We start from the raw sequence: 24,190 nt of genomic DNA, 5'->3' as shown, positions 1-24,190 counted from the left end.
AACGCGCCATCGCGCGGGAGACTGCGAAGTCGCGCCCAAAGATCCTCCCCCTGAAGGGGGAGGTGGCCCGAAGGGCCGGAGGGGGAAGTTCCTGATGCGCTCAGCACATCCCCAAAGGCGGGAATCCCTTCCCCCTCAGTCGCTCCGCGACAGCTCCCCCTTCAGGGGGAGCATCTGGATGAAGGGCCGGAGGGGGAAGTTCCTGATGAGGTCAGTTCATCCGCAACGGCAGCAATCATTTCCCCCTCAGTCGCTCCGCGACAGCTCCCCCGTCAGGAGGAGCATCTTGAGGACGGGCCGGAGGGGGTTGCCGACAGGCGATCCTACTTCCGCCCCAGCGCCCCCGCGATCGCCGACCAGGGCACGAGCTTGAAGTTCTGGTGCTGCGGCGGGAACACGTTGCGGCCGTCTTGGGCGACGAAGGCGCCGTCTTCCAGGCCCGCGCCCAGCGAGGCGCTGGTGACGTCCAGGCCGTCGGTTTCGGAGATCCCGTCGATGCCCCTGGCCCCGTCGGCGGTCACCGCGAACCTGCCGACATAGGCGTTGTCGCCCTCGCGGCGATAGACGGCGTAGCTGTTGTTGCCCTGGCTGGAGACCACCAGATAGCCATTGCCGCCCGCCTGCCGGTAGAGACCGATCCCTTCCAGGTCGTCCTTCAGGGCCGGGTTGGAGGCCACGCGGTCGATCGCCTTGGGCGCCTTGCGGTCCGTCGGCTCGGCGCTCAGGCGCCACAGGGCGACATCCTCCTCGGCCACGTACAGGGCGCCCGTCTCGTCGTCGGCGACGCAGCCCTCGGTCTGGGTGTCGAACTTGACGTCGCGCACCGGCGCGGCGCGGACCTTGCCACTGGCCTGGGCGACCAGCTTCCACTGCCGCACCAGGCCGTCGGGGTCGCCGACGAAGACATAGGTCTCGCCCTTGCGGCCGCGATACATGCAAAGGCCGTAGGGGTCCGACAGGCCCGTGGCCTGCACCCCGTCGGCGACCGAGGTCAGCTGCCGCGTCGCCGGGTCGAGCGTATAGAGGGCTATCGACTTGTGGGTGCGGTCGCTAGCGGCCACCAGGACCGTCTCGCGGTCGCCGAGCTTGAAGCCCGAACGCAAGTCGACATTGTTCATCTTGCCGTCGGCCAGGTACTGCAGCGGCTGGCCCGACAGGTCGTAGACCAGCAGGCCGCCCTTCTTGTCGGTGGCGATGATGGCGCTCCTGGCCGGATCGGCGGGATTGGCCCAGATCGCCGGGTCGTCGGCGGCGTCGCCGTCGTGGTCGACGGGCTTGGTCTCCATGGTCGGCCGCACGGTGGGCAGGCCCTTGGCGGGCCTGGAGCCGGCGGCGTCACCGGTCGCCAGCTTCAGGCCGGCGGCGACCTCGGCCCACGAGACGACCTTCATGTTCGCATCGGCCTTGCGGTCGTCGGCCACCAGCAGCGCCCCGGCCGGCAGGCGATCGCCAAGAGGGCTGCGCAGGGCGAACAGGCCCGAGGGGTTCTCGACGGCGTTCTGGTCGCCGGCCTTGATCTGGAAGGCGCCCACATAGGCGTCGTCCCGGGCGCGGTCATAGACCAGGTAGTCGCCGGCGCTGGCGTTGGCGGCCACCAGGAAGCGGGCCGTCTGGCCGCCGTCGACCAGCGCCAGGCCCGCCACCTCGCTGGCGATCTGGCCAAGGCGCGTAGCGTCGATCAGGGTCGGAACCGGCTCGGCCTCCGGATCGGCGTCGTACCGCCAGATGCCGACCGCCTCCTGGGCCACGTAGAGCGCTCCGGTCGCGTCGTCGCTGACGCAGTACTTGGCCTCGGACGACAGGTGCAGGCGGCGTACGATGCGTCCGTCCAGCCTGCCTTCGGCGGTGGGGAACAGCAGCCACTGGTCCATCTGGCCGGCCACGCCCAGGGTGAAGGCGTAGAGCGCCCCGTCGCGGGCCCCGCGATGCAGGCAGACGCCTTCGCCGGCATAGCCCAGCTCCAGCGGCTTGGCGTCGAGGCTCGTCGCCTGGCCGGTGGCGAAATCATACGAGGCCAGCCGCAGGCGCCCGCCCTTGCGGTCCAGCAGCGCCAGCAGCGGCTTGCCGTCCTGCTCGCGCACGTCGACGCCATAGACCTCGCCGCCGGCGATCGCGCCGACCTTCCTGCCGTCGAGGCCATAGAGCTCCAACCCGCCGCCTTCGCCGGTGGCGGCGACGAGGCTCCTTTCCGGGGCAGCCGGATTGCGGATCAGCGCCACGCCGTTGGCGCCGCCCTCGGCGGTGGGGGCGGTCGAGACGATCGGAGCGACCGCCGGGGCTTGGGCCTGTGGGGCCTGGGCCTTTGGGGGTTGGGCCTGGGCCGCTCCAGGGCCGAGCAGGAAGGCGAGCACGCCGACGGCGGCGCTGGCGCGAAGATGGGTCATGCGGCTTGTCCCCCGGATAACTGCGTTCTGGCCGGTCGGCCGCGCGCGTGGGCTTATGCGACGATTTCGACACGGATTGATGACGGCCGGGTCTTTTCCACCGGAGGGGCGTTCCCTTGCGTCGGCGCGGCGATAGGCTGCGCCGACTCTCAACCATCCGGAGCCGCAATGTTCGACGTCGCCCTCGAGACCGCCCCCGCGCCTGAAGCTCCGGTCTCGCAAGTCGTCGTCACCGGCGCGCGCTTGCCGCCGTCAGCCGGGGAGGGGGCGTTCGCCATCACCACTCTGGACGATCCGGCCTGGGCGCGCTCGCCGCGGCTGGACGAGCAGCTGGCGCGGGCGCCGGGCGTATCGCTGTTCCGTCGCACCTCCAGCCTGGCGGCCAATCCGACCACGCAAGGGTTGTCGCTGCGGGCCATCGCCCCGTCCGGAGCCGGGCGGGCGCTGATCACGCTGGACGGCGTGCCGCAGAACGATCCCTTCGGCGGCTGGGTGATCTGGAGCGGCCTGCCGGCCGAGACCATCCAGTCGGTGCGCCTCGTGCGCGGGGCCGGGGCCCAGGCCTATGGCGCCGGCGCCCTGACCGGCGTCGTCGCCCTGGTCGGTCGCGACGGCGGCGCGCCGGTGCTGGAAGCGGGCGTCGAGGCCGGCGGCCTGGGCTATCGCCGCGCGGCGGTCAACGCCGGCAGCGGCGGCCTGCTGGCCAGCGTGACGGCCGAGCGGTCCGACGGCTGGACCCCGGTGCGCGAGGGGCGCGGCGAGACCGACGAGGCGCTGGCGCTCGACACGTGGTCGGCGGCCCTGCGCTACGATACGCGCCTGTCGTCGGGTCCCGCCATGGCCGCCCGCGTCGCCGTCTATGACGAGAACCGCCGCTCGGGCCTGGTCGGCGCGGACGCCCGCTCGCGCGGCGCCCAGGCCAGCCTGACCCTTGCGCAATCGCCCGCCCAAGGCCGCAACGGCTGGCGGCTGCAGGCCTGGACGCTGCTCAGCGACCTGCAGAACCGCTCGGTCGCCGTGGGCGCTGGCCGGGCCTTCACGACCCCGGCCAACGACCAGTTCGAGACGCCCGCCTACGGCTATGGCTTCAACGCCGCCCTGCGCGGCGTGCGCGGGCCTCTGGAATGGGAGATCGGCGCCGACTTCCGCGCCGCCGAGGGCGAGACCCACGAGCGTTTCCGCTACATGAGCGGCCAGTTCACCCGCCTGCGCGAAGCCGGCGGCCAGACCACGACCCTGGGCGCCTATGCCGACGCCAGCTGGACCGCCGGACCCTGGCTGGTCACCGGCGACCTGCGTCTCGACCACTGGCGGGCCTTCGACGCCCGCCGCCGCGAGTTCGACTTGCAGGCCGGCGCGGCGATCCTCGACGAGACCCCGGCCGGCCGCTCGACGACCACGCCCACCGGCCGCGTCGGCCTGCGCCGCGATCTTGGCCTCGGCTTCGTGCGCACGGCCGCCTACGCCGGCTTCCGTCCGCCCAGCCTCAACGAGCTGCACCGGCCGTTCAGGGTCGGCAACGACGTCACTGAGGCCAATGCCGCCCTAAAGCCCGAGCGCCTGTACGGCGTCGAGGCCGGGGCGGGGCTGGAAGGCGAGGGGGCCAGCGTCTCGGTCACCCTGTTCATCAACCGGTTGCAGGATCCGGTGGCCAACGTCACGATCGGCCAGGGGCCGGCGATCTTCCCGACCGCCGGCTTCATCCCGGCTGGCGGCGTGCTGCGCCAGCGCCAGAACGTCGGCCGCATCGACGCCGTCGGGGTGGAACTGGAGGGGCGCGCGGATCTTGGCGAGCGCCTAGTGCTGACCGGCGCGGTGATGGCCACGGAGGCCGAGGTCGACGGCGGATCCGAGGCTCCTCAGCTGACCGGCAAGCGGCCGGCCCAGGCCCCGCGCCTGGCCGCCTCGGCGGGTCTTGAGTGGCGGGCCAGCGAGCGCCTGGGCCTGTTCCTGGCCGCCCGCCACGAGGGCGCGCGCTTCGATGACGACCTCAACACCCGCCGGCTGGCCGCCGCCACCACCCTTAACCTGTCGGCCCGCTACAGCGTCAGCGCCTCGACACGCCTGGAGATCGACCTGCGCAACGCCTTCGACGCGGCGGTCTCCACCGGCCGCACCGGCGACGGGATCACCAGCTACGACGCCCCCCGCAGCCTGCGGGTGGGGGTGGTCTATGTCCGCTGAAGTCGGATAAAAAGAAAAGCAAATTTATTTATTCCATTGACGGCGAACCGCCGCCCGTGATCACCTCCGCTTCAAGCCAACCGCCCGCGCCACCAAGGCGCTGTGCAGGACTTGGGGGAGGAAACCATGACTTTCGGGCCCGGCCCCGACGCGCCTTCGCGTCCACGAAACGCCTTCCTCCCCGCCTGATCGACTGAGGCCTTCGTCGCCTCGCGGTCCGCCGGTTCACCCGCGCCTTTCCCAAGACTCCTGCAAGCGGGAGCCAAGGGACCGGCGGGCCGTCATTCTCTTCACTCCCTCCAGCGTGAGCTTCATGAAGCGCCTCGTCCCGACCCTGGCGGCCGTCGCCCTGCTGGTCGCCGCCACATCGGCCCTGGCCGACGATCCGCCGCCGCCTCTGCCCGACAACGGCTTGGCCCGCACCCCGCCGATGGGCTGGAACAGCTGGAACAGGTTCGGCTGCGACGTCGACGAGACCCTGATCCGGCGCATGGCCGACGCCATGGTCGCCTCGGGCATGAAGGACGCCGGCTACGACTACGTCGTCATCGACGACTGCTGGCACGGCGAGCGCGACGCGCGCGGCGATATCCAGCCCGATCCCAAGCGCTTCCCGAACGGCATGAAGGCCCTGGGCGACTACATCCATTCCAAGGGCCTGAAGTTCGGCATCTATTCCGACGCCGGCCTGAAGACCTGCGCCGGCCGTCCCGGCAGCCGCGGCTACGAATACCAGGACGCCCGCCAGTACGCCGCCTGGGGCGTCGACTATCTCAAGTACGACTGGTGCATGGCCGGCACGCAGGACGCGCCTTCGTCCTACTACATCATGTCGGCCGCCCTGCAGGCCTCGGGCAGGGACATCGTCTTCTCGATCTGCGAGTGGGGCAATTCCAGGCCCTGGACCTGGGGCGCGTCAGTCGGAAACCTCTGGCGCACCACCGGAGATATCTACGACGCCTGGGAAGGCGTGAAGGGCTACAGCCTGGGCGTCATGAACATCCTCGACAAGCAGGTCGAGCTTTATCCGTTCGCCAGGCCCGGCCACTGGAACGATCCGGACATGCTGGAGGTCGGCAACGGCGGCATGACCACCGAGGAATACCGATCGCACTTCAGCCTCTGGGCCATGCTGGCCGCGCCGCTGATCGCCGGCAACGACATCGGCCACATGGACGCCGACACCAAGGCCATCCTGACCAACAAGGAGGTCATCGCCGTCGATCAGGACCCGCTCGGCGCCCAGGCGAGGCGGGTGTCCAAGCAGGGCGACCTGGAGGTCTGGGCCAGACCGCTGCAAGGCGGCGGCAGGGCGGTCGTTCTACTGAACAGGGGCCAGGCCCCGGCCAGCATCCGTGTCGACTGGGCGATGCTCGACTATCCGCGAACCCTGCCGGCCAGGGTCCGCGACCTGTGGGCCGCCAAGGACCTGGGCATACGCAAGATCGGCTACGAGGCGCAGGTCGCGCCCCATGACGTTGTCATGCTCAAGGTCACGCCCTGACTTGTAGTACGAATAAGTAAAAAGGCTTTTTTTATTCTGGCGTGCACGGCGGACCCACGGTAAGCCTCGCTCGCTGGAGGTTGCGGCGTCCGGTTGATCCGGAGGCGGCGAAGGAGTTTCGAGTGATCCAGATCGGGATCGATTTCGGCGGCACCAAGATCGAGGCGGCGGCCCTGTCGCCGGAGGGGCGCGTGCTGTCGACCCTGCGCGCCGCCACGCCAGGCGACTACGAGACGGCGCTGACCGTGGTGCGCGATCTCGTGGACCGAACCGAGCAGGCTGTCGGTGGACGGGGCTCGGTCGGCGTCGGCGCGCCCGGCTCGATCTCGCCGCGCACCGGCCTGATCCGCAACGCCAACACCATCTATTTGAACGGCCGGCGCTTCCGGGAAGACCTGGAAGCCACGCTCGAACGGCCCATTCGTCTCGCCAACGACGCCAACTGCCTGGCCCTGTCGGAATCCGTCGACGGCGCGGCGGCCGGCGCGCGGGTGACCTTCGCGGTGATCATAGGCACCGGCTGCGGCGGCGGCCTCGTGGTCGACGGCAAGCTGATCGAGGGCGCCAACGGCGTCGGCGGCGAATGGGGTCATGTGCCTCTGCCCTGGCCCAGGGCCGAGGAGAGCCCCGGTCCGCAATGCTGGTGCGGCCGCCACGGCTGCCTGGAGACCTGGATCTCAGGCACGGGCTTCCGCCGCGATTTTCGCGAGCACGGCGGGGCCGACCTCAGCGGCGCGGCCATCGTCGAGGCCGCGGCTGCGGGCGATCCGATCGCCCAGAGCGCGCTGGATCGCTATCTCGACCGTTTGGCCAGAGGCCTGGCGGTGATCGCCGACATCGCCGATCCGGACGTCTTTGTGCTGGGCGGCGGCATGTCCAATGTCGAACTGCTGTACGAGCGCCTGCCGGCCCTGGTCGCGCCGCATGTCTTCACGGATCGCTGGGAGAGCCGGATCGCCAAGGCCCGCTGGGGCGACTCCTCGGGCGTACGGGGAGCCGCGCGCCTGTGGAGCCTGGCCGACTGGGCCGGCGACGTCGCGGCCTGACAGACCATGGGGCTGGCGCGCTTCCTCATCGTCGCCGTCCTGACAGCGCTGGCCGGCGGCGCCTTGGCCGAGCCCATCCGTATTTCCACCCGCTCCGGGGTTTTGATCGGCGAGCAGCGGAGGGACGGGAGCGAGGCCTTTCTGGGCGTTCCCTTCGCCCGCCCGCCGGTCGGCCATCTGCGTTGGAAGGCGCCGCAACCGCCGCCGGCCTGGACCGGCGATCGGACCGCCCTGAAGTCTGGTCCCGCCTGCCTGCAGATCTCGCGAGGCTGGAACGCCGCCGACGCCGCGCGGTCCAGCGAGGACTGCCTCTATCTCGATGTCCGGGCGCCCAGGCATGAGCCTGGAGCACGGCTGCCGGTCATGGTCTGGGTGCATGGCGGGGCCAACCACGCAGGATCCGGCGCAGGCACGGTGGAGTCGGCCCTGGTCGACCAGGGCGTGGTGCTGGTCAGCGTGCAGTACCGCCTGGGCGTCCTGGGCTTCCTGTCGCATCCGGACTTGACGCAGGAGCAGGGCGGGGCGTCGGGCAACTATGCCCTGATGGACATCCTCGCCGCGCTGCGGTGGGTGCGCGACAACATCGCGGCGGTGGGCGGTGATCCTGACAACGTCACCCTGTTTGGCCATTCGGCCGGCGGACAGGACGTTGGCCTAGTCATGCTCAGTCCGCAGGCCAGGGGCCTGTTTGCGCGCGGCATTTTGCAGAGCGGCATGCCGGGCTTCGGCTTTGCGCCGCGTAGCCTGAAGCAGAACGAGGCGATGGGCCTCAGTCTGGGCGAGGGCGTCGGCGCCCGGTCGCTGGCGCAGCTGCGCGAGATTGCCGGGACGGACCTGTTGAAGGCGGCCGAGCACCTGAAGGCCCCGATCGACGACCAGGGCTTCATCTGGACCCAGGCGGTGATCGACGGCGTCGTGCTGCCCAAGGCGCCCGACGTCCTGCTGGCCGATCCGGCGGTGAAGCCGATGATCGTCGGCTCCAGCGCTCGCGAGATCGCCCTGTTCGATGGGAACGCTGAGCGGGCGATCGCCTGGGTGCGCGACACCTTCGGGGCGCGGGCTCCGCAACTGCTGGCGCTCTATGGCCTTGATCGCGACCCGCTTCCAGCCGCCGACCCGTTGCGCGGCGACGCGGTGCTGCAACTGGCCACGGACCGCATGTTCCGCTGTCCGGCCGTCTCTGTCGCCGCCCTGCGCCAGCAGGCAGGCGGCAAGGTATGGCGCTATGAACTGGCGGTCCCGCCGCCGGGGCAGGCTGTCGTCGGCCACGGCTCGGAACTGACCAACGTCTTCGACAGCCCCGCCGAGGGCCGGCCGCCAATGCAGGCCTATTGGGCCGCCTTCGCCCACACCGGTGATCCCAACGCATCCGGCCTGCCGCCCTGGCCGGCCGAGAACGGCGCCGGCCGCCGCCTCGTCTTCGCCCCGGACGGGCCGAGGGCGGAGCAGGGCGGCGAACCGGCCTGCCGGTTCCTGACCCGGCCCTAGACACAAGATGCACAAGCGGCGACCAGACCGCACGCGGAGGAGGAAACGGAAATGAAGACCCGCTCGAAGTCCGCCACGAAGCCGGCCCTGCTGGCCGGATGCGCCCTGGCCCTGCTGGCCTCCGTCGCCGTCGCCCAGACCTGGGGACCCTACAACGCCGAGTTCCCGGCCGGGGGCGATGGCCTGTCGCGCCCTCTCGCCGGAGCGAGCGAAGGCCAGACCCTGCCGGCCGGCGCGCCATGGACGCTGTCGGCCTGGATCAAGGTCTCCGAGCCGCCGTCCGGCCAGGCCCTGGCCGCCGGGATCGGCGATCCTGCCAGCGGTCGCTTCCTGGCGGTCGGACCGGAGGGCTTCGCGGCCGTCGCCGCCGGAGCGCTGACTAAGGGCGGCGACGCCCCCAGGCTGGGCGAGTGGCGCTTCGTCGCCGCCGTCTCGGACGGCGCCAAGGTCGTCCTCTATGTCGACGGCAAGCCCGTCGGGCAGGGAAGCGCGCCGGCCGCCGCAACCCCCGCGCTTGTCGCTCTGGGGCCGCGCAAGGCCGCCGGCTTCACGCCGTTCGCAGGCCAGGTGGCCGGCTTCCGCGCCGAGGCCCGCGCCCTGTCGGTCGACGCGGTTCGCGCCCTGTCCGCCGCCCGGCCCGATCCGCTGACCGTGTTCGAGACGGGCAGCCCGACCTGGCCGGTGCAGGTGCGCCAGCAGGCAGGCCAGACGGCGCCTCAAGAGGCCTGGACCCGGCCGCAGGGCAAGGGCGCGATCTCGGCGCCCCTCGCCAAGCCGCCCTATGCCGGTCCTGCCCTGGTCGAGGCCGGCCCCGGCGCCTGGACGCTGAAACGCTGGAGCCTGGTCGAGGCGCCAAAGGTCACGGGTGACGGTTCGACGATCTCATCGGCCGGCTTCGACGCCAAGGCCTGGTACGCCGCCACCGTGCCGGGCACGGTACTGACCACGCTGGTGGATCGTGGCGTCTATCCCGACCCTGACTACGGCCTCAACAACACCGCGATCCCAGAGAGCTTGAACAGGCAGGCGTACTGGTATCGGACCACCTTCGACGCTCCCGCCGCCGTCGCCGGCAAGCGCCCGAGGCTGACTTTCAAGGGTGTCAACTACGCCGCCGAGGTGTGGCTGAACGGCGAAAGGCTGGGCGACATGAGGGGCGCCTTCGTGCGTGGCCGCTTCGATGTGGCGGGCAAGCTGAAACCGGCCGGCAACGTACTGGCGGTGCGGGTCTCGCCGCCGCCGCACCCGGGCCTGGCGCACGAGGAATCCCTGACCGCCGGCGTCGGCGAGAACGGCGGCATGATGGCCCTGGACGGCCCCACCTTCGTGGCCAGCGAGGGCTGGGACTGGATTCCCAGCGTCCGCGACCGCAATACGGGCCTGTGGCAGGACGTCATGCTTGAGGCCTCCGGCGATGCGCGCCTGGGCGATCCACAGGTGGTCACGACGCTTCCCAAGCCGGACAACAGTCTCGCCGAGATCGAGATCGTCGCACCCGTCGAAAACCTGTCCGACCAAGCGGTGCAGGCGACGATGACGGCGGCCTTTGACGGCGTTTCCGTCAGCAAGACGGTCACCGTCCCGCCTGGATTGTCGGTGGTGCGCCTGACGCCGGCCGAGTTTCCGCAACTCGCCATCGCCAGCCCCAGGCTCTGGTGGCCCAACGGCTACGGCGAGCAGGCTCTGCACGACCTGACGCTGACCGCCGCCGTCGACGGCCGGGCCTCGGACGAGAAGCGCCTGCGGTTCGGCATCCGCCAGATCACCTACGAACTGTCGCTGATGAACCCGGCAGGCCATCTGCGCCGCGTTGAGGTCGATTTCGCCAAGGCGCGGCAGTTGGGGCAGGACGTCACCGACGGCAGCCACGAGGGCATCCGCAGGGTGGTCGACGGCTGGGCGACCTCGCTGACCGTCCAGGGGGAGACCTCGCCGGCGGTGCGCGATGCGCCCGAGACGGGTCTCTCGCCCCATCTGGTGCTGAAGGTCAACGGCGTGAAGATCGCCGCGCGCGGCGGCAACTGGGGTACGGACGACTGGCGCAAGCGGATCGAGCGCGAACGCCTGGAGCCCTATTTCCGCCTGCACAAGGAGGCGGGCCTCAACACCATCCGCAATTGGGTGGGCCAGAACACCGAGGAGCCGTTCTACGACCTGGCCGACGAGTACGGCCTGCTGGTGCTCAACGATTTCTGGGCCTCGACCCAGGACTATCAGCTCGAACCCCAGGACGTGCCGCTGTTTCTGAACAACGCCGCCGACGTGATCGCCCGCTATCGCAACCATCCTTCGATCGCCCTGTGGTTCGGCCGCAACGAGGGCGTGCCGCAGCCGATCCTCAACGAGGGGCTGGAGGCGCTGGTCCATGAGTTGGACGGCACGCGCTGGTACACTGGCAGCTCCAACCGCGTGAACCTGCAGAACAGCGGTCCCTACAACTACCGTGAGCCCGAGACCTATTTCACCGAGCACGCCAAGGGCTTCTCGGTCGAGGTCGGCACGCCGTCATTCCCTACCCTGGAGGCGTTCTCGGCCGCCGTTCCCGCGCCCGACCGCTGGCCGATCAGCGACAGCTGGGCCTATCACGACTGGCACCCCACGGGTAACGGCGCGACCAGGACCTTCACCGACGCCATGGCCCGCAAGCTCGGCCCGCCGGCCAGCCTCGAGGACTTCGAGCGCAAGGCCCAGCTGATGAACTACGAGACCCACCGGGCGATCTTTGAGGGCATGAACCAGGAGCTCTGGACCAGGTCGTCGGGTCGTCTGCTCTGGATGACCCAGCCGGCCTGGCCCTCGACCATGTGGCAGATCCTCAGCCACGACTACGACACCCACGGCGCCTTCTACGGAACCAAGGTCGCGGCCGAGCGCGTCCACGTGCAGATGAGCCTGGCCGACCACGCGCTGGCGGTGGTCAACAACACGACCGCGCCGGTGGCGGGGGCGAAGCTGCGGACGCGGGTGCTCGACCTGTCGGGCAAGGTGCTGAGCGACCAGACCGACGCGGTGGAGGCGGCCGCCAACGCCGTGACGCCGGGACGGACGCTGGATCTGGGGCTGAAGGCAGGGGAGGCGGCAGTGGTGCGGCTCGACCTGACGGCCGCCGACGGCGCGGTGTTGTCGCGCAACCTCTACTGGGTCGGCGCCGACGACGTGGGCGAGCGGCGGCTGGCGGAGATGTCGGCCCAACCGGTGACCCTGTCGGTCACCGGCCGCGAGACCACCAACGGCGAGGCGGTGTTGGCCGTCGAATTGGCCAATGCTGGTTCGGCTCCGGCCCTGAACGCCAAGCTGACCTTGGTCGACGCCAAGGGCGCCCGGATTCTGCCGGCCTACTATTCGGACAACTACGTGTCGCTTCTTCCGGGCGAGGCGCGGACGGTCGAGATCCGGTATCCCGCTAAGGCCGGTAGAGCGGCCAGGGTCGCCCTGCGCGGCTGGAACGTGAAGCCCAGGGCGGCGGCGGCGCCTTAGCCGCGCCCGTCGCGCAGCTTTTTGTTCAGGGCGACGCTGGTTTCCATACGGGCCAGCTGCTCGGGCGAGGCCGGCGCCTGGTGCTTGGCCTTCCACTCGGACTGCGGCATGCCGTAGATCGCCTCGCGGGCCTGATCCTTGTCGAGCGCGCCTTCGGAGGCCTCGCTGACCCAGTCGGCCAGGCAGTTGCGGCAGAAGCCGGCCAGGCCCATCAGGTCGACGTTCTGGGCGTCAGTCCGCATCCGCAGGTGCTCGACCAGGCGGCGGAAGGCGGCGGCGGCGAGGCGGTCGTCGATTTCGACAGTCATGGCTTTCAGGTCTTCTGTAGGGCCGCGCGCGAGGGCAGCAGGCGTTCGATGATCGGCAGGATGGCCGCGCCCATGGCGGGCGCGTCGGCGGCCAGGGCCGCGCGTTGCACAGGGGCCAGGGTGGGCACGCCCGGCACGCCGGCCAGCTTGACCTCCAGCGCCGCGGCCAAGCGGTCGACCAGGCTCTCTGGCAGGCGGCCGCCGATATAGACGGCCTGCGGGTTGATCAGGCAACTGATCGCGACGGCCGGCCCGGTCAGCAGGTCGGCGGCCAGGTCGATCCAGGCCTCGACGGCCTCCAGGCCCTTCTGTGGCAGGGTCTCTAAGTCGCTGGGCGCGGCGATGGAGAAACCATTGTTCTCCAGGAACTGGGCCAGCGCCGAAAGCGACACCGCCTCCTGCAGCGTGGCCACGTCGATGCGCGGAGACGTCACCGGAAGGAAACCGAGTTCGCCGCTGCGTCCCTGTGCGCCTCGGAAGTACTCGCCCTCGACCACCAGGCCGCCGCCCAGGCCCGAAGTGACCAGCACGTAGAAGAAGCTCGGCGCGTTCATGCCGTGGCCGAAATGCAGTTCGCCAAGCGCGGCGGCGGCGGCGTCGTTCTCGACGGTCACCGGCAGGTCATGGCGGCGCGACAGCAGCTCGCGCACGTCGACGCTGTTCCAGGCGCCGTACTCCTCCGGACGGTGGGGCAGGTCGACCCGCGCCATGTCGTCGGGCATGGCCACGCCAACGCCGATGATCCGCTCGGCCTCGACGCCCTTGGTCTTGAGGAAGGCCTTCCAGTTGGCTTCGAAGAACTCGGCCACGGCGTCGGGCCCGGCGAAGGCGACTTCCCAGGTCGAGCGCGCCCGCACCTGGCCGGCGAAGTCGAGCAGCAGGATGGTGACGTGATCGCGGTCGATATTGAGGCCGATCGAGAAGCAGCCGTCCGGATTGACCGCCAGGGTCATGGCCGGTTGGCCGCGCCCGCCGTGCAGCTTGCCGGCCTCGACGATCAGGCCGTCGTCCAGTAGACGCTTGGTGATGTTGGTGATGGCCGGCACGGTCAGTCCGGTCAGGGCCGCGATCTCGGGCTTGGTCTTGGCGCCGCCGATGCGGATCGACTGCAGCGTGACCCGCTGGTTGTAGTCGCCGGCTCGCTCCAGATTCGTGCCGGACAGGCTGGGACCAGCTTGCGAGGTCTTGCGGGCGGGGCTTTTGGACGACTGGCTCATCTGTGCCCTGGCTTAGCACCTGCGACGCGAGACGCGAAAGGCCGGTGTCGGCGATCCGACATGGCGGCGTCTTCGAATAATGAAAGTTGCTTTCTTTTATCCCTTGCGCCAGCCGGACGCCACCGCCAGGGTCGTTGGCCTGAACGGGGGCATTGATGGTGGCGAACGTCGCGCGAAAGCTGGCCGCTGGCCTTACCTGCGTCTCGATCCTCGCCGCCACGCCCGCCTTCGCCGGTTTCTCCGTGCGCGACGGCAAGCTGGTCGATGCGTGCGGCGACGCCTTCGTGGCGCGGGGCGTTAACCTGCCTCACGCCTGGAAGCCACGCGCCACCGCCAAGGCCATACGCGAGTCTGCTTCGCTGGGCTCCAACGCCGTCCGCGTGGTGCTGAGCGATGGTACGCGCTGGCGACGCACCTCGCCGATGGCCGTGCGGCGAATTCTCACGCAGGCCCGCCGCGCCGGTCAGGTCGTGATCCTGGAGGTGCACGACACCACAGGTTACGGCCTGGACCCCAAGGCCGCGCATATCGGTTCGGCTCTGGCCTATTGGACGAGGCTTGCGCCTGTCCTTCGCGGCCAGGAGGACTTCGTCGTGGTCAACATCGGCAACGAGCCGACGGCGGGGACCGTCACGCCGATACAGTGGCTGGAGGCGCATCGCACCGCCATCGTCGCGCTGCGCGCTCTGGGCCTGCGCCATGCCCTGGTGATCGACGCCCACGACTACGGCCAGGACCGCTCGGGAACCATGCGCGACAAGGCGGCAGAACTGTTCGCCGCGGACCCGCTGCGCAACCTGGTCTTCGACGTTCACATGTACGAGGCTTACGGCGAGGCGGGCGCGGTGGAGGTCTATCTGAAGGCCTTCGAGGCGGCGCGCCTGCCATTGATCGTCGGCGAGTTCGGGCCCGACCATCGGGGCGAACCGGTGGACGAGGAGGCTATATTCCGGCTCTCCAGCGAGATGAGGGTCGGCTACCTTGCCTGGTCTTGGTCGGGCAATGCGCCGGAGGTCGCTGATCTCGACCTCGTCGAGCGTTTCGATGGGCGCCGGCTGACGCCCTGGGGGCGGCGTTTCTTCGACGGTCCGGGCGGCGTGGGCCAGACCAGCCGCCGCTCGCGGGTCTTCACCGCCTGCCGCTAGGAGCGCTTGGCGGCGGATTCGGCCAGCACACGCGACAGGATGGTCAGCAACGCCTTGCCCGCCGTCTCGTCGAGGTCGCCGAGGATGCCTTTGGCATGGATCGGAAGATGGTCGGCGGCGTCGCCCTCGGTGCGGAAGACGTAGTGGTCGAACATCGCCTTCCACGCCTGGCGGTGGGCCGGGGGCAGGGCGCGCAGGGTCAGCATGGCGTGCATGAAGGCGTCGCGGGCCAGGCCCCGTCCCTGGTTGGGCGGGTTCCACCAGTAGTTCACCAGCATGTTGACCGTCTCAAGCGAGCGTACGTGGTGCCACCACAGATAGGGCACGTAGATCGCATCGCCCGGCTCCAACTCGGCCGACTGCGCGCTCTCGAGCGCCTGGGCGAAGCGAGGGAAGCGGTCGAGGTCCGGATCCTCGAACGAGACCATGCTGATGGTCGCCCCGGCCGGGGTGCGCTCGAACGGCCCCATGTAGAGGTTTTCGACCTGATCTGGCGGGAACAGCGTGAAGCGTCGTCGGCCAGCGACTACGCAGGCGATGTTTTCGAACGGATCGTGGTGGGCGGCGACGATCACCCTGTTGCCGATCCATACCCGCGGCTCGATCTCGGGGCCGAGCAGGGGGAACGGATTGTCCTCGGCAAAGCCCGGCAGGGCGTTCCAGGCCGGCGCCGACTGGGCGGCCAGGGCCGTCTGTTCGGCGTCCTGGGCGTGCTCGGCCAGGAAGTCGAAGGTCTTCTTCAGGCGAGCCCGGCCGGTCTTGAAGTTCATGCCGGTCAGGTCGTCGTCATAGAAGAACCGCCCGCCGGCTTCGGCCGGAGCGAAGACGGTGGCGACCGACTGGCCGGCGTCGAACCGCGACAGGTAATCGAACAGCGCCGCATGTCCCGTGCGGCCCGCCGCGACAACCGGCCAGTGGGAGACCAGGCCGCGGATAACCACCGGCTCGGCGGCGCTCGTCAGCATGGCCAGCGCCTCAGGCGAGGCGGCCGTGGATTCGCGGATTTCCTGCACCTGGCGTCCTCCCCCTCGAAGGTCGTCACCCTTCGAACGGGGCGTACCGAAGGGTGATTGTGTCCGTCAGGCAACAGCGGTTGGCAAGGCTCCAGGATTAAACAAAATATTTTTATAAAATGCTGGCGTACCGGTGTTTGCTACGGTTATGAAACATCAAGCGCCCGCGTCGAGACGGGCGCGACGGGAGGAAGCGCGACGCCAGGACGCCTGGCCAAGGCTTCCCGCATAATCGGCGGCACGACCGCTCATTTCCGGACTCATGATCCGGACACTGGAAGGGCCGCGCACGCGCGGTCTCGGGAGGGGACGACCTATGAGAACCACGCGAATCCGCATGGCCGGATGGATGGGCTGCGCCTCGGTCGCGGCCTTGCTGAGCGCGGCGCCGGCCCTGGCGCAGGAGACGGTGTCGACCGCTCCGGCCGCCTCGCAGGCCTCGCCGTCGGACGTGATCGCCGACAATCAGGTCGAGACGGTGATCGTCACCGGCCAGCGCGCGGCGCTGAAATCGGCTCAGCAGATCAAGCGCAGCGCCGACACCATCGTCGACTCCATCACCGCCTCCGACATCGGCTCGTTCCCCGACAAGTCGGTCGCCGAGGCCCTGCAGCGCGTGCCCGGCGTCACCGTCAACCGCTACGCCTCGACAAGCGACACCACCCACTTCTCGGCCGAGCCCTCGGGCGTCATCGTGCGCGGCCTTTCGCAGGTCCGTTCGGAGTTCAACGGCCGCGACACCTTCAGCGCCAACTCCTCGCGCGGCCTGTCGTGGGGCGACGTCTCGCCCGAACTGATGGGCGGGGTCGACACCTACAAGAACCAGACTGCCGAGCTGATCGAGGGCGGCATCGCCGGCACCGTCGACCTGAAGACGCGCCTGCCGTTCGACAGCGCTGGCAGGGTGATCGGCATCACCACTTCGCTGAACTACGGCACCCTGTCCGAGCAGGTGACGCCAGAGGTTTCGGCCATCTACGCCAACCGCTGGGACACCGAGATCGGCGAGTTCGGCCTGATGGTGAACGGCGCCCATTCCGAGCTGAACACCATCTCGGAGAGCTCGCAGTTCGGCCGCATGGGTATCTTCAAGGACGTCACCATGTTCGGTGGCGGCACGAAATACATCCCGGCCTGGTATCGCCTGGCCCACACCGAGTTCGACCGCACCCGCAACGGCGTCGCCGCCGCCGGCCAGTGGCGCGACAACGACCGGAAGTTCCTGGCCACGGTGCAGTTCAACAAGTCGAGCTACGAGAACATCTGGCACGAGCGCTCGGTGCAGGGCAGCGCCTTCAGCCTCTACAACCGCGGCCCGCACTTCGAGATCACCAACGCCGACGCCAACACCTACGTGCTGCCGGCGCCGGGCACGACCTTCAAGTTCGACGACGAGGGCAACTTCGAGAGCGGGATCATGACCTCGCCGCTGGGCTGGGTCGGTAACACCACCTCGGCCAACAACGACTGGGCCGGCTACCTGATCGGCCAGACCTCGACGGGCCAGCCGGTCATCGAGCCCTGCTATGGCTGGACCGGCCGTACCGACTGCGCGCCCGAGCAGCGCGGCGGCGAGTTGTCGGCGACCACCCGCTACAACTACAACAAGCAGACGACCCAGGATCTGGCCTTCAATCTGAAGTGGGATCCGACCGATCGCCTGCGCTTCAACTTCGACGTCCAGAAGGTGAAGGCCAAGCTGTCGAACTACGACGCCGATGTGGGCCTGGTTTCCTACGCCAACCTCAATATCGACGCGACGGGCGACCACCCGGTGATGACCGTGCTGCCGGGCACCAACATCAACTACGCCCCTGGCGGCCTCGCCAATCCGAACGCCTGGCGCTTCAACAACGTCAACAACCACCTGGAGCGCAGCGAAGGCGACCAGTTCGCCGCGCGGATCGACGTGCAGTACGACCTGGGCGACGGCTGGCTGGACTCGCTGAAGGCCGGCGCGCGTCACGCCGATCGCGAACAGACCGTCCGCTGGAGCGTCTACAACTGGGGCGGCATCGCCAACGCCTGGGGCTGCGACCAGGGCGGCGGCGGCGTCAACAGCACCGACTACCTCTGGTACAACGTCGACCGCACCGCGCCGGCCTCAAACGTCAACGGCGACTGCGCCACCGGCAACGCCACGACCACCTTCAGCGGCTGGGATCGCAACCTGCCGGACGTGCGGTCGTTCAACGACATCTTCAGCGGCGACGTCCTGAAGTCGGGCATGCTGACCTTCGCCAGCATGGACTTCGTTAAGGACCTGGAGAAATTCCAGAAGGCCTTCGGCTATTCCAACACCGGCGTGGGCTCATCGCGCTGGGAGGCGGTCTGCTACCGCCCGGGCGAGACCAACTGCTTCCTGCCGCAGGAAATCACCGAGGTCTCCGAAAAGACCAACGCCGCCTATGTGATGCTGAAGTTCGGCGGGCGCGACCACACGATCGGCGGCTTCGGGGTCAGCGGCAACATCGGCCTCCGCTACGTTGGCACCACCAACGAAAGCGCCGGCTCGCTGGTCCACGCCGATTTCAACAAGATTGATCCCCGGGTCTGTCAACCGCGCGGACGCCCGCTCGGCCCCGATGGCTTGCCAGTCACCGGCGCCTACGTGCCCCAGAGCCTGTGGTGCTACCTGTCGGCCGAAGACAAGGCGTTCACCGATGGCCTGGCCTCGTCCAGCAGCGTTCGACAGAAGCACCACAACTGGCTGCCCAGCTTCAATCTGAAGATCGATCTGAACGACGAGTGGCAGCTGCGCCTGGCCGCGTCGCGGGCTATGTCGCGTCCCGATATCGGCTACCTGAAGAACTATGTTCAGGTGAACATGGCCGGGCCCGACATGAACAACGTCAATGACCCTCTGTGGGTCAAGGACAGCGCAGGCAACATCACCGGGGTCAACATCCGCTACACGGCGGAGTCCTATAATCCCTACCTGAAGCCGATGACGGCCGACCAGATCGACCTCAGCCTCGAGCACTACTTCGCCGATGTAGGCTCGTTCTCGCTGGCGGTCTTCTACAAGAAGTTCAACGACTACATCCAGTACGGCGGCTTCAACCAGGAGGTCACGGTCAACGGCGTCACCCGCACGGTGCTGACGCGCGGTCCGGTCAACGGCGACGGGGCCAAGATCCGCGGCGCCGAAGTGGCCTACCAGCGCTACTTCGACTTCCTGCCCGCGCCGTTCGACGGTCTCGGGATCCAGGCCAACTTCACCTATGTTTCCAACAAGGGCATCACCAACAGCAACCTGAGCAACGCCTCGGGGGGCGGCGGCTCCAACACCAGCGGCGGCGGCCTCAGCCAAGCCGACGGGGCGGTGCAGGTGGACTCGCTCGAAGGCCTGTCGAAGTACGCCTACAATCTGGTGGGCATGTACGAGAAAGGCCGCTGGGCGGTGCGGGCGGCCTACAACTGGCGCTCGAAATATCTGCTGACGGCCATGGACTGCTGCCTGGCCTTCCCGATCTGGCAGGACGACGCCGGCTATCTCGACGCGTCGATCCGCTATCGGGCCAGCGACAACCTGGAGATCAGCCTGCAAGGCAGCAACCTGCTGAACACCGAGTCCGTGCTCAAGCAGCAGGTCAACGACGCGTCGGCCGGGGGGCTCCTGAAGGACAACGCCTGGAACCGCACCGACAAGCGTTATCTGTTGACGTTCCGGTTCAAGTACTGATCGATCCTGAGAAGGGGCGGGCCAGTGGTCCGTCCCTTCGTCACGAGAATACGGGACCGCTCGCGGAGCCCGACAACGGGGTGGAACGGCGGCATGGAAACAAGCACGCCCTTGGATATCGTCATCGTCGGCGGGGGTACGGCCGGCTGGATGATGGCGACGGCGCTGGTCAGCGGCCTGCGTCCGCACCAGGCGCGGGTTCGGCTGGTGGAGTCCGACGAGATCGCCACCGTCGGCGTGGGCGAGGCCACCATCCCGGCCATGCGCGACTACAACCGCTTCGTCGGCATCGACGAGGTCGAAATGATGCGCGAGACGAACGGCACGTTCAAACTCGGCATCGAGTTCCTCGACTGGGGCTTCAAGGGCTCGTCCTACCACCATCCCTTCGGCGTGCACGGCGCGGCGATCGGCGGCGCGGGCTTCCACCATCACTGGAACAGGGCGCGGCTGGCGGGCCACCACTTCGATATCGAGCAGTTCTCCTACGCCATCGCCGCGGCGCGGGCCGACCGGTTCGAGTTTCCCAATCCCGATCCCGACAGGATCGATTCCACCTACAGCTACGCCTACCACTTCGACGCCAGCCTCTATGCCCGATACCTGCGCACGGTGGCCGAGGGCAGGGGGCTGAAGCGCACGGAAGGCAAGGTCGTCGACGTTACGCGCGACCCGCTTTCCGGTGACGTCGCCTCGATCACCCTGGCCTCGGGCGAGGTGGTCAAGGGCGACTTCTTCGTGGACTGCACGGGCTTTCGCGGCCTGCTGATCGGCCAGACCCTGGAGAGCCCGTTCGAGGAGTGGACCGACTGGCTGCCGTGCGACCGGGCCTGGGCCGTGCCCTGCGCTCGCGCCGATCGCTTCACGCCCTTCACCCGCTCGACCGCCCGCGAGGCCGGTTGGCAGTGGCGGATTCCGCTGCAGCACCGCACCGGCAACGGCTACGTCTATTCCAGCCGCTACATCAGCGACGACGAGGCTGCGTCGGTCCTGATGGCCAACCTCGACGGCGAGGCCCTGGCCGAGCCGCGACAGATCCGTTTCAAGGCCGGCCGCCGCACGGCCTCGTGGACCCGCAACGTGATGGCCGCGGGCCTGGCGAGCGGCTTCCTCGAACCGTTGGAGTCGACCAGCATCTACCTGGTGCAGGTGGCGGTGATGAACCTGCTCAAGCTGTTCCCCGGCAAGCGGGTGGAGCCGGCCTTGGTCGAGGACTTCAACCGCCGGGTCGACATGGAATACGACCGGGTGCGCGACTTCCTGATCCTGCACTACCACGCCAACACCCGCACCGACGGCGAATTGTGGAAGCACTGTCGCGAGATGGAGATCCCCGAGAGCCTGCGGGAAAAGCTGGAGCTGTTCCGGCATCGCGGCGTCGCGCCCAACCATCGTGACGGCCTGTTCGCCCAGCCGAGCTGGATCTCGGTGCTGCTGGGGCAGGGCGTCCTGCCCGGAGGCTACGACCGCATGGCCGACAACGTGCCCCTGCCTCAGGCCCTGGCCGAGATGGAGCGGCAACAGGCGGTCATCGCCCGGCGGGTTCCGGCCATGCCGAGCCATGCGGACTTCATCGCGCGACACTGCGCCATTACCGAACGTCCGGTCGCGGAGATCATGGCATGAGCCGGCCCGTGCGGACCGTCGTGGTGGCCGGGGCTGGCGCGCCGCTCTGGCTTGCGACCCTGGCGCTTCGCAAGGCGTTCGGGGCCGGGGGTCTCGCCGTACTCGCCGTCGAGACCGCGCCGCCGACGCCTGGGTTGTCGCACGCGGGCCTGCCGGCCATGGGCAACCTGCATCAGTTGCTGGGCCTGTCGGAGGTCGAGCTGTCGCGACGCTGCGGGGCGGTTCCCTCGCTCGGGCAGCGGTTCGCCGGCTTCTCCGGGGACGGATCTGCCTTCCTGCACCCGTACGACACCCACGGCCATGCGGTGGACTATGTCGATTTCGTCCATCACTGGGTGCTGGCCCGCAAGCGCGGCCTGAAGACCGCGCTGGAGGACTTCTCGCTGGGCGCGGCCGCCGCCAAGCAGGGGCGCATCGTGGAGGGTGACGATCCTGGGCGGCTGTCCTCGCCAGGCGCCGGCCTGCATGTCGACGCCGCCGCCTATGCGACGCTGCTGCGCCAGCGCGCCCTGGTTGACGGCGTCACTGTCGAGCAGGGGGCGCTGGCGGATATCGAGCGGTCGGGCGAGCGGATCGACGCGGTCGTTCTGGAGAGCGGCGCGCGTATCGCCGGCGATCTCTTCGTCGATGTCGGCGACGGGGCGCTGATCGGCCAGATGCCCGGCGCGGCCTTCGAATCCTGGGCCCGATGGCTGCCGTTCGACAGGGTGCTGCCGCTGGCCGGACAACGCCTGAAGACCCTCCCGGCCTACGCCCATATCGAGGCCGTCGAGGGCGGCTGGATCGGGCTGTACCCGTTGCAGGACCGTACGGCCGGGCTGGCGGTCTACGACTCCCGGACCGCTGACGCCGGGCTGATGGCGCGCCGCGCCGAGGGCGTCTCGCCGCTGGGCTGGCGGCAGGGCGAGGCGCAGGCTCTGCGACCGGGCATGCAGACGCGGCCGTGGATCGGCAACTGCGTGGCGCTGGGGGCGGCCGCGATCGCGCTCGATCCCTCCGACGCCGCGCCCATGCACGCCTTCCAGGCCGGTCTTTCGCACCTGGTGTCGCTGTTCCCGGCCGACGCCGGCGGCGGGGCCGAGGCCCCCGAGGCGCGGGCCTATGGCGCGGCGCTGGCCGCCCAGGGACGTGGACTGCGCGACTTCCAGGCCATGCACTATAACCTGAACCGTCGAGCCGGCGCGCCGTGGGAGGCCGTCCGCGAAAGCGAGCCGCCGGCCGAGCTTGCCTATCGGCTGCGCCTGTTCGGCGCGCGCGGCGTCGTGCCGGCCCGCGAGGACGAGGCGTTCCAGCCCGCCAACTGGGCGGCCTGCCTTATCGGTCATGGCCTGATCCCGCAGGCCCATGATCCACTGGCCGAGGGCGTTGCCGAGGCCGAGCAGATCCAGATCTTTCAGAACATCCTGGGCCGCATCGCCGCCGACGTCGGCCGGATGCGGCCGCTGGAGGCAAGGCTCGCGTCCCTGGCGTCGCGCCCGGCCGCATCGGCGCCCGCGCCCCTGCGGTTCACGTGAGCGGACCCATCCGCAACATCGTTGTCGTCGGGGGCGGCACGGCCGGCTGGATGACCGCCGCGGCGCTGGCCCAGACGGTCGGAACGCAGCGCTACTCGATCACCCTGGTCGAGTCCGAGCAGATCGGCACGGTCGGGGTGGGGGAGGCCACCATCCCGATGATCCTGCTGTTCAACAAGGTGCTGGGTCTGGATGAGGACGTCTTCATCCGCGAGACCAACGCTACGTTCAAGCTGGGCATTGAATTCGTCGACTGGCGGCGTCTGGGCCATCGCTATTTCCATCCGTTCGGCCTCTACGGCGCTGACATGGACGGGGTGGGTTTCCAGCACTTCTGGCTGCGCTGGGCGCGGCAGAGCGGCGACTGGGACCATGGCGCTTTCAACGCCGAGACCCTGGCGGCGGCGAGCGGCCGGTTCATGCGCACGCCGCCCGCTCCGAACCTGCCCAAGATCAACTACGCCTTCCAGTTCGACGCGGCGCTCTATGCGGCCTTCCTGCGCCGCTACGCCGAGGCCAGGGGCGCCGTCCGTGTCGAGGGACGGATCGCGACCGTCGAGCGGGACGGTGAAAGCGGCCATGTCTCGCGGCTGGTGCTGGATGACGGCAGGACGATCGCCGGCGACTTTTTCGTCGACTGCTCGGGTTTCCGGGGGCTGCTGATCGAGGAGACCCTGGGCGCGGGCTACGACGACTGGAGCCGCTGGCTGCCCTGCAACCGCGCCGCCGCCGTGCCCTGCGAGCGGGCCGGCGAGCTGACGCCCTACACCCGCGCCACCGCCCGCGAGGCCGGCTGGCAATGGCGGATCCCTCTGCAGCATCGCAGCGGCAACGGCTATGTGTTCAGCGACGCCTTCATCGGCGAGGACGAGGCCGTGCGCCTGCTGGGCGAGCGGCTCGATGGCGCGGCCCTGGCCGATGCGAAGGTCCTGAAGTTCACCGCCGGCCGCCGGCGCAGGAGCTGGATCGGCAATGTGCTGGCTATCGGCCTGTCGAGCGGCTTCCTGGAGCCGCTGGAGTCGACCAGCATCCATCTGGTCCAGGCCGCCATAGCCAAGCTGCTGACACTGTTTCCGAAGGCCGGCTTAGATCCTTGGGTGGTCGACAAGTTCAATCGCGAGATGGCGCTGGAGTACGAGCAGGTCCGCGACTTCATCATCGCCCACTACAAGGTCACCGAGCGCGACGACACCGAGTTCTGGCGCTGGTGCCAGGCCATGGTTCCGCCCGACAGCCTGAACCAGCGGCTGGAGGTCTTCCGCGCGCGCGGCGAGGTGCTGGTCGACCAGAGGGAGCTCTTCAAGGAGACCAACTGGTTCGCCATCCTTGCGGGCCAGGGCCTGATGCCGAACGACTATCACGCTGTGGCCGACAATATCTCGCCCGAGGAGCTTAGCCTGCGTCTGGGCCGTATCCGGGCGGCGATCCAGGAGCGCGCGGCGAGCCTGCCGCCGCACGGCGTCTACCTTGAAAAGGCGGGCCTTCTAGGTCTGGCCGCCCGCGCCGCCACGTCGGCCTCAGTCTGATTGGTCCGACCATACTTGAAATTGGTATGACTTCCAGTTTGACAAGCTGTCCCGCTTTCCGCGATTGCTAGCG

Annotated in this window: 14 protein-coding genes; 10 read left to right on the top strand and 4 right to left on the bottom strand. The window is 69.1% G+C overall.

Annotated features, from left to right (window positions below; all coding sequences use genetic code 11):
- Nucleotides 1-323: 323 nt before the first annotated feature.
- The gene (locus DDF67_RS11820) at nt 324-2,384 is read right to left on the bottom strand and encodes a phytase (RefSeq protein WP_109101097.1); all 2,061 of its coding nucleotides are present in this window, start codon (nt 2,382-2,384) and stop codon (nt 324-326) included.
- 168 nt (nt 2,385-2,552) lie between these two features.
- Here DDF67_RS11820 and DDF67_RS11815 point away from each other — a divergent pair, with 168 nt between their 5' ends.
- From DDF67_RS11815 to DDF67_RS11795, 5 genes are all read left to right on the top strand, one after another.
- Complete coding sequence (locus DDF67_RS11815; protein ID WP_109101096.1) at nt 2,553-4,568, top strand: TonB-dependent receptor; 2,016 nt, start codon at nt 2,553-2,555, stop codon at nt 4,566-4,568.
- A gap of 313 nt (nt 4,569-4,881) precedes the next feature.
- The gene (locus DDF67_RS11810; protein WP_109101095.1) at nt 4,882-6,072 is read left to right on the top strand and encodes a glycoside hydrolase family 27 protein; all 1,191 of its coding nucleotides are present in this window, start codon (nt 4,882-4,884) and stop codon (nt 6,070-6,072) included.
- 122 nt (nt 6,073-6,194) lie between these two features.
- Nucleotides 6,195-7,118 (top strand): ROK family protein, encoded by a 924-nt coding sequence (locus DDF67_RS11805; RefSeq protein WP_109101094.1) that lies wholly within the window; start codon nt 6,195-6,197, stop codon nt 7,116-7,118.
- 6 nt (nt 7,119-7,124) lie between these two features.
- On the top strand, nt 7,125-8,606 hold the full coding sequence (locus tag DDF67_RS11800) for a carboxylesterase/lipase family protein (protein ID WP_109101093.1): 1,482 nt from the start codon (nt 7,125-7,127) through the stop codon (nt 8,604-8,606).
- Nucleotides 8,607-8,657: 51 nt separating this feature from the next.
- Nucleotides 8,658-12,083 carry a glycosyl hydrolase 2 galactose-binding domain-containing protein gene (locus tag DDF67_RS11795; protein WP_109101092.1) on the top strand — a complete coding sequence of 1,142 codons (3,426 nt, stop codon included), beginning with the start codon at nt 8,658-8,660 and terminating at the stop codon, nt 12,081-12,083.
- Here the strand turns inward: DDF67_RS11795 and DDF67_RS11790 are convergent.
- Both DDF67_RS11790 and DDF67_RS11785 read right to left on the bottom strand, forming a co-directional pair.
- Complete coding sequence (locus tag DDF67_RS11790; RefSeq protein ID WP_109101091.1) at nt 12,080-12,391, bottom strand: DUF1244 domain-containing protein; 312 nt, start codon at nt 12,389-12,391, stop codon at nt 12,080-12,082. The two genes, DDF67_RS11795 and DDF67_RS11790, sit on opposite strands and share 4 nt — an antisense overlap.
- Nucleotides 12,392-12,396: 5 nt before the next feature.
- Complete coding sequence (locus DDF67_RS11785) at nt 12,397-13,608, bottom strand: ROK family transcriptional regulator (protein WP_109101090.1); 1,212 nt, start codon at nt 13,606-13,608, stop codon at nt 12,397-12,399.
- Nucleotides 13,609-13,763: 155 nt separating this feature from the next.
- Between DDF67_RS11785 and DDF67_RS11780 the strand changes: the two genes are divergently transcribed.
- Entirely contained in the window at nt 13,764-14,753 is a 990-nt protein-coding gene (locus tag DDF67_RS11780; protein ID WP_109101089.1) for a cellulase family glycosylhydrolase, read from the top strand.
- Here DDF67_RS11780 and DDF67_RS11775 read toward each other — a convergent pair.
- A complete protein-coding gene (locus DDF67_RS11775) occupies nt 14,750-15,766 on the bottom strand; it encodes a cupin-like domain-containing protein (RefSeq protein ID WP_233247626.1) in 1,017 nt (338 codons plus the stop codon). The genes DDF67_RS11780 and DDF67_RS11775 overlap by 4 nt on opposite strands.
- A gap of 316 nt (nt 15,767-16,082) precedes the next feature.
- On the opposite strand from DDF67_RS11775, the gene DDF67_RS11770 reads away from it, so the two are divergent.
- From DDF67_RS11770 to DDF67_RS11755, 4 genes are all read left to right on the top strand, one after another.
- Nucleotides 16,083-19,451, top strand: coding sequence for a TonB-dependent receptor (locus DDF67_RS11770; RefSeq protein ID WP_158278039.1), 3,369 nt, complete (start codon nt 16,083-16,085; stop codon nt 19,449-19,451).
- Nucleotides 19,452-19,544: 93 nt separating this feature from the next.
- Nucleotides 19,545-21,077 (top strand): tryptophan halogenase family protein, encoded by a 1,533-nt coding sequence (locus tag DDF67_RS11765; protein ID WP_109101087.1) that lies wholly within the window; start codon nt 19,545-19,547, stop codon nt 21,075-21,077.
- Entirely contained in the window at nt 21,074-22,591 is a 1,518-nt protein-coding gene (locus DDF67_RS11760) for a tryptophan 7-halogenase (RefSeq protein ID WP_109101086.1), read from the top strand. The genes DDF67_RS11765 and DDF67_RS11760 overlap by 4 nt, the downstream gene beginning before the upstream one ends.
- Nucleotides 22,588-24,117 (top strand): tryptophan halogenase family protein, encoded by a 1,530-nt coding sequence (locus tag DDF67_RS11755; protein WP_109101085.1) that lies wholly within the window; start codon nt 22,588-22,590, stop codon nt 24,115-24,117. The genes DDF67_RS11760 and DDF67_RS11755 overlap by 4 nt, the downstream gene beginning before the upstream one ends.
- The last annotated feature ends 73 nt before the right edge of the window (nt 24,118-24,190 follow it).

The sequence above is a fragment of the Caulobacter endophyticus genome, assembly GCF_003116815.1.
In the GTDB taxonomy this organism is placed as follows: Bacteria; Pseudomonadota; Alphaproteobacteria; order Caulobacterales; family Caulobacteraceae; genus Caulobacter; species Caulobacter endophyticus.
The sequence above is the reverse complement of the archived record's forward strand: the minus strand, read 5'-3'. Positions and strand labels throughout refer to the sequence as shown.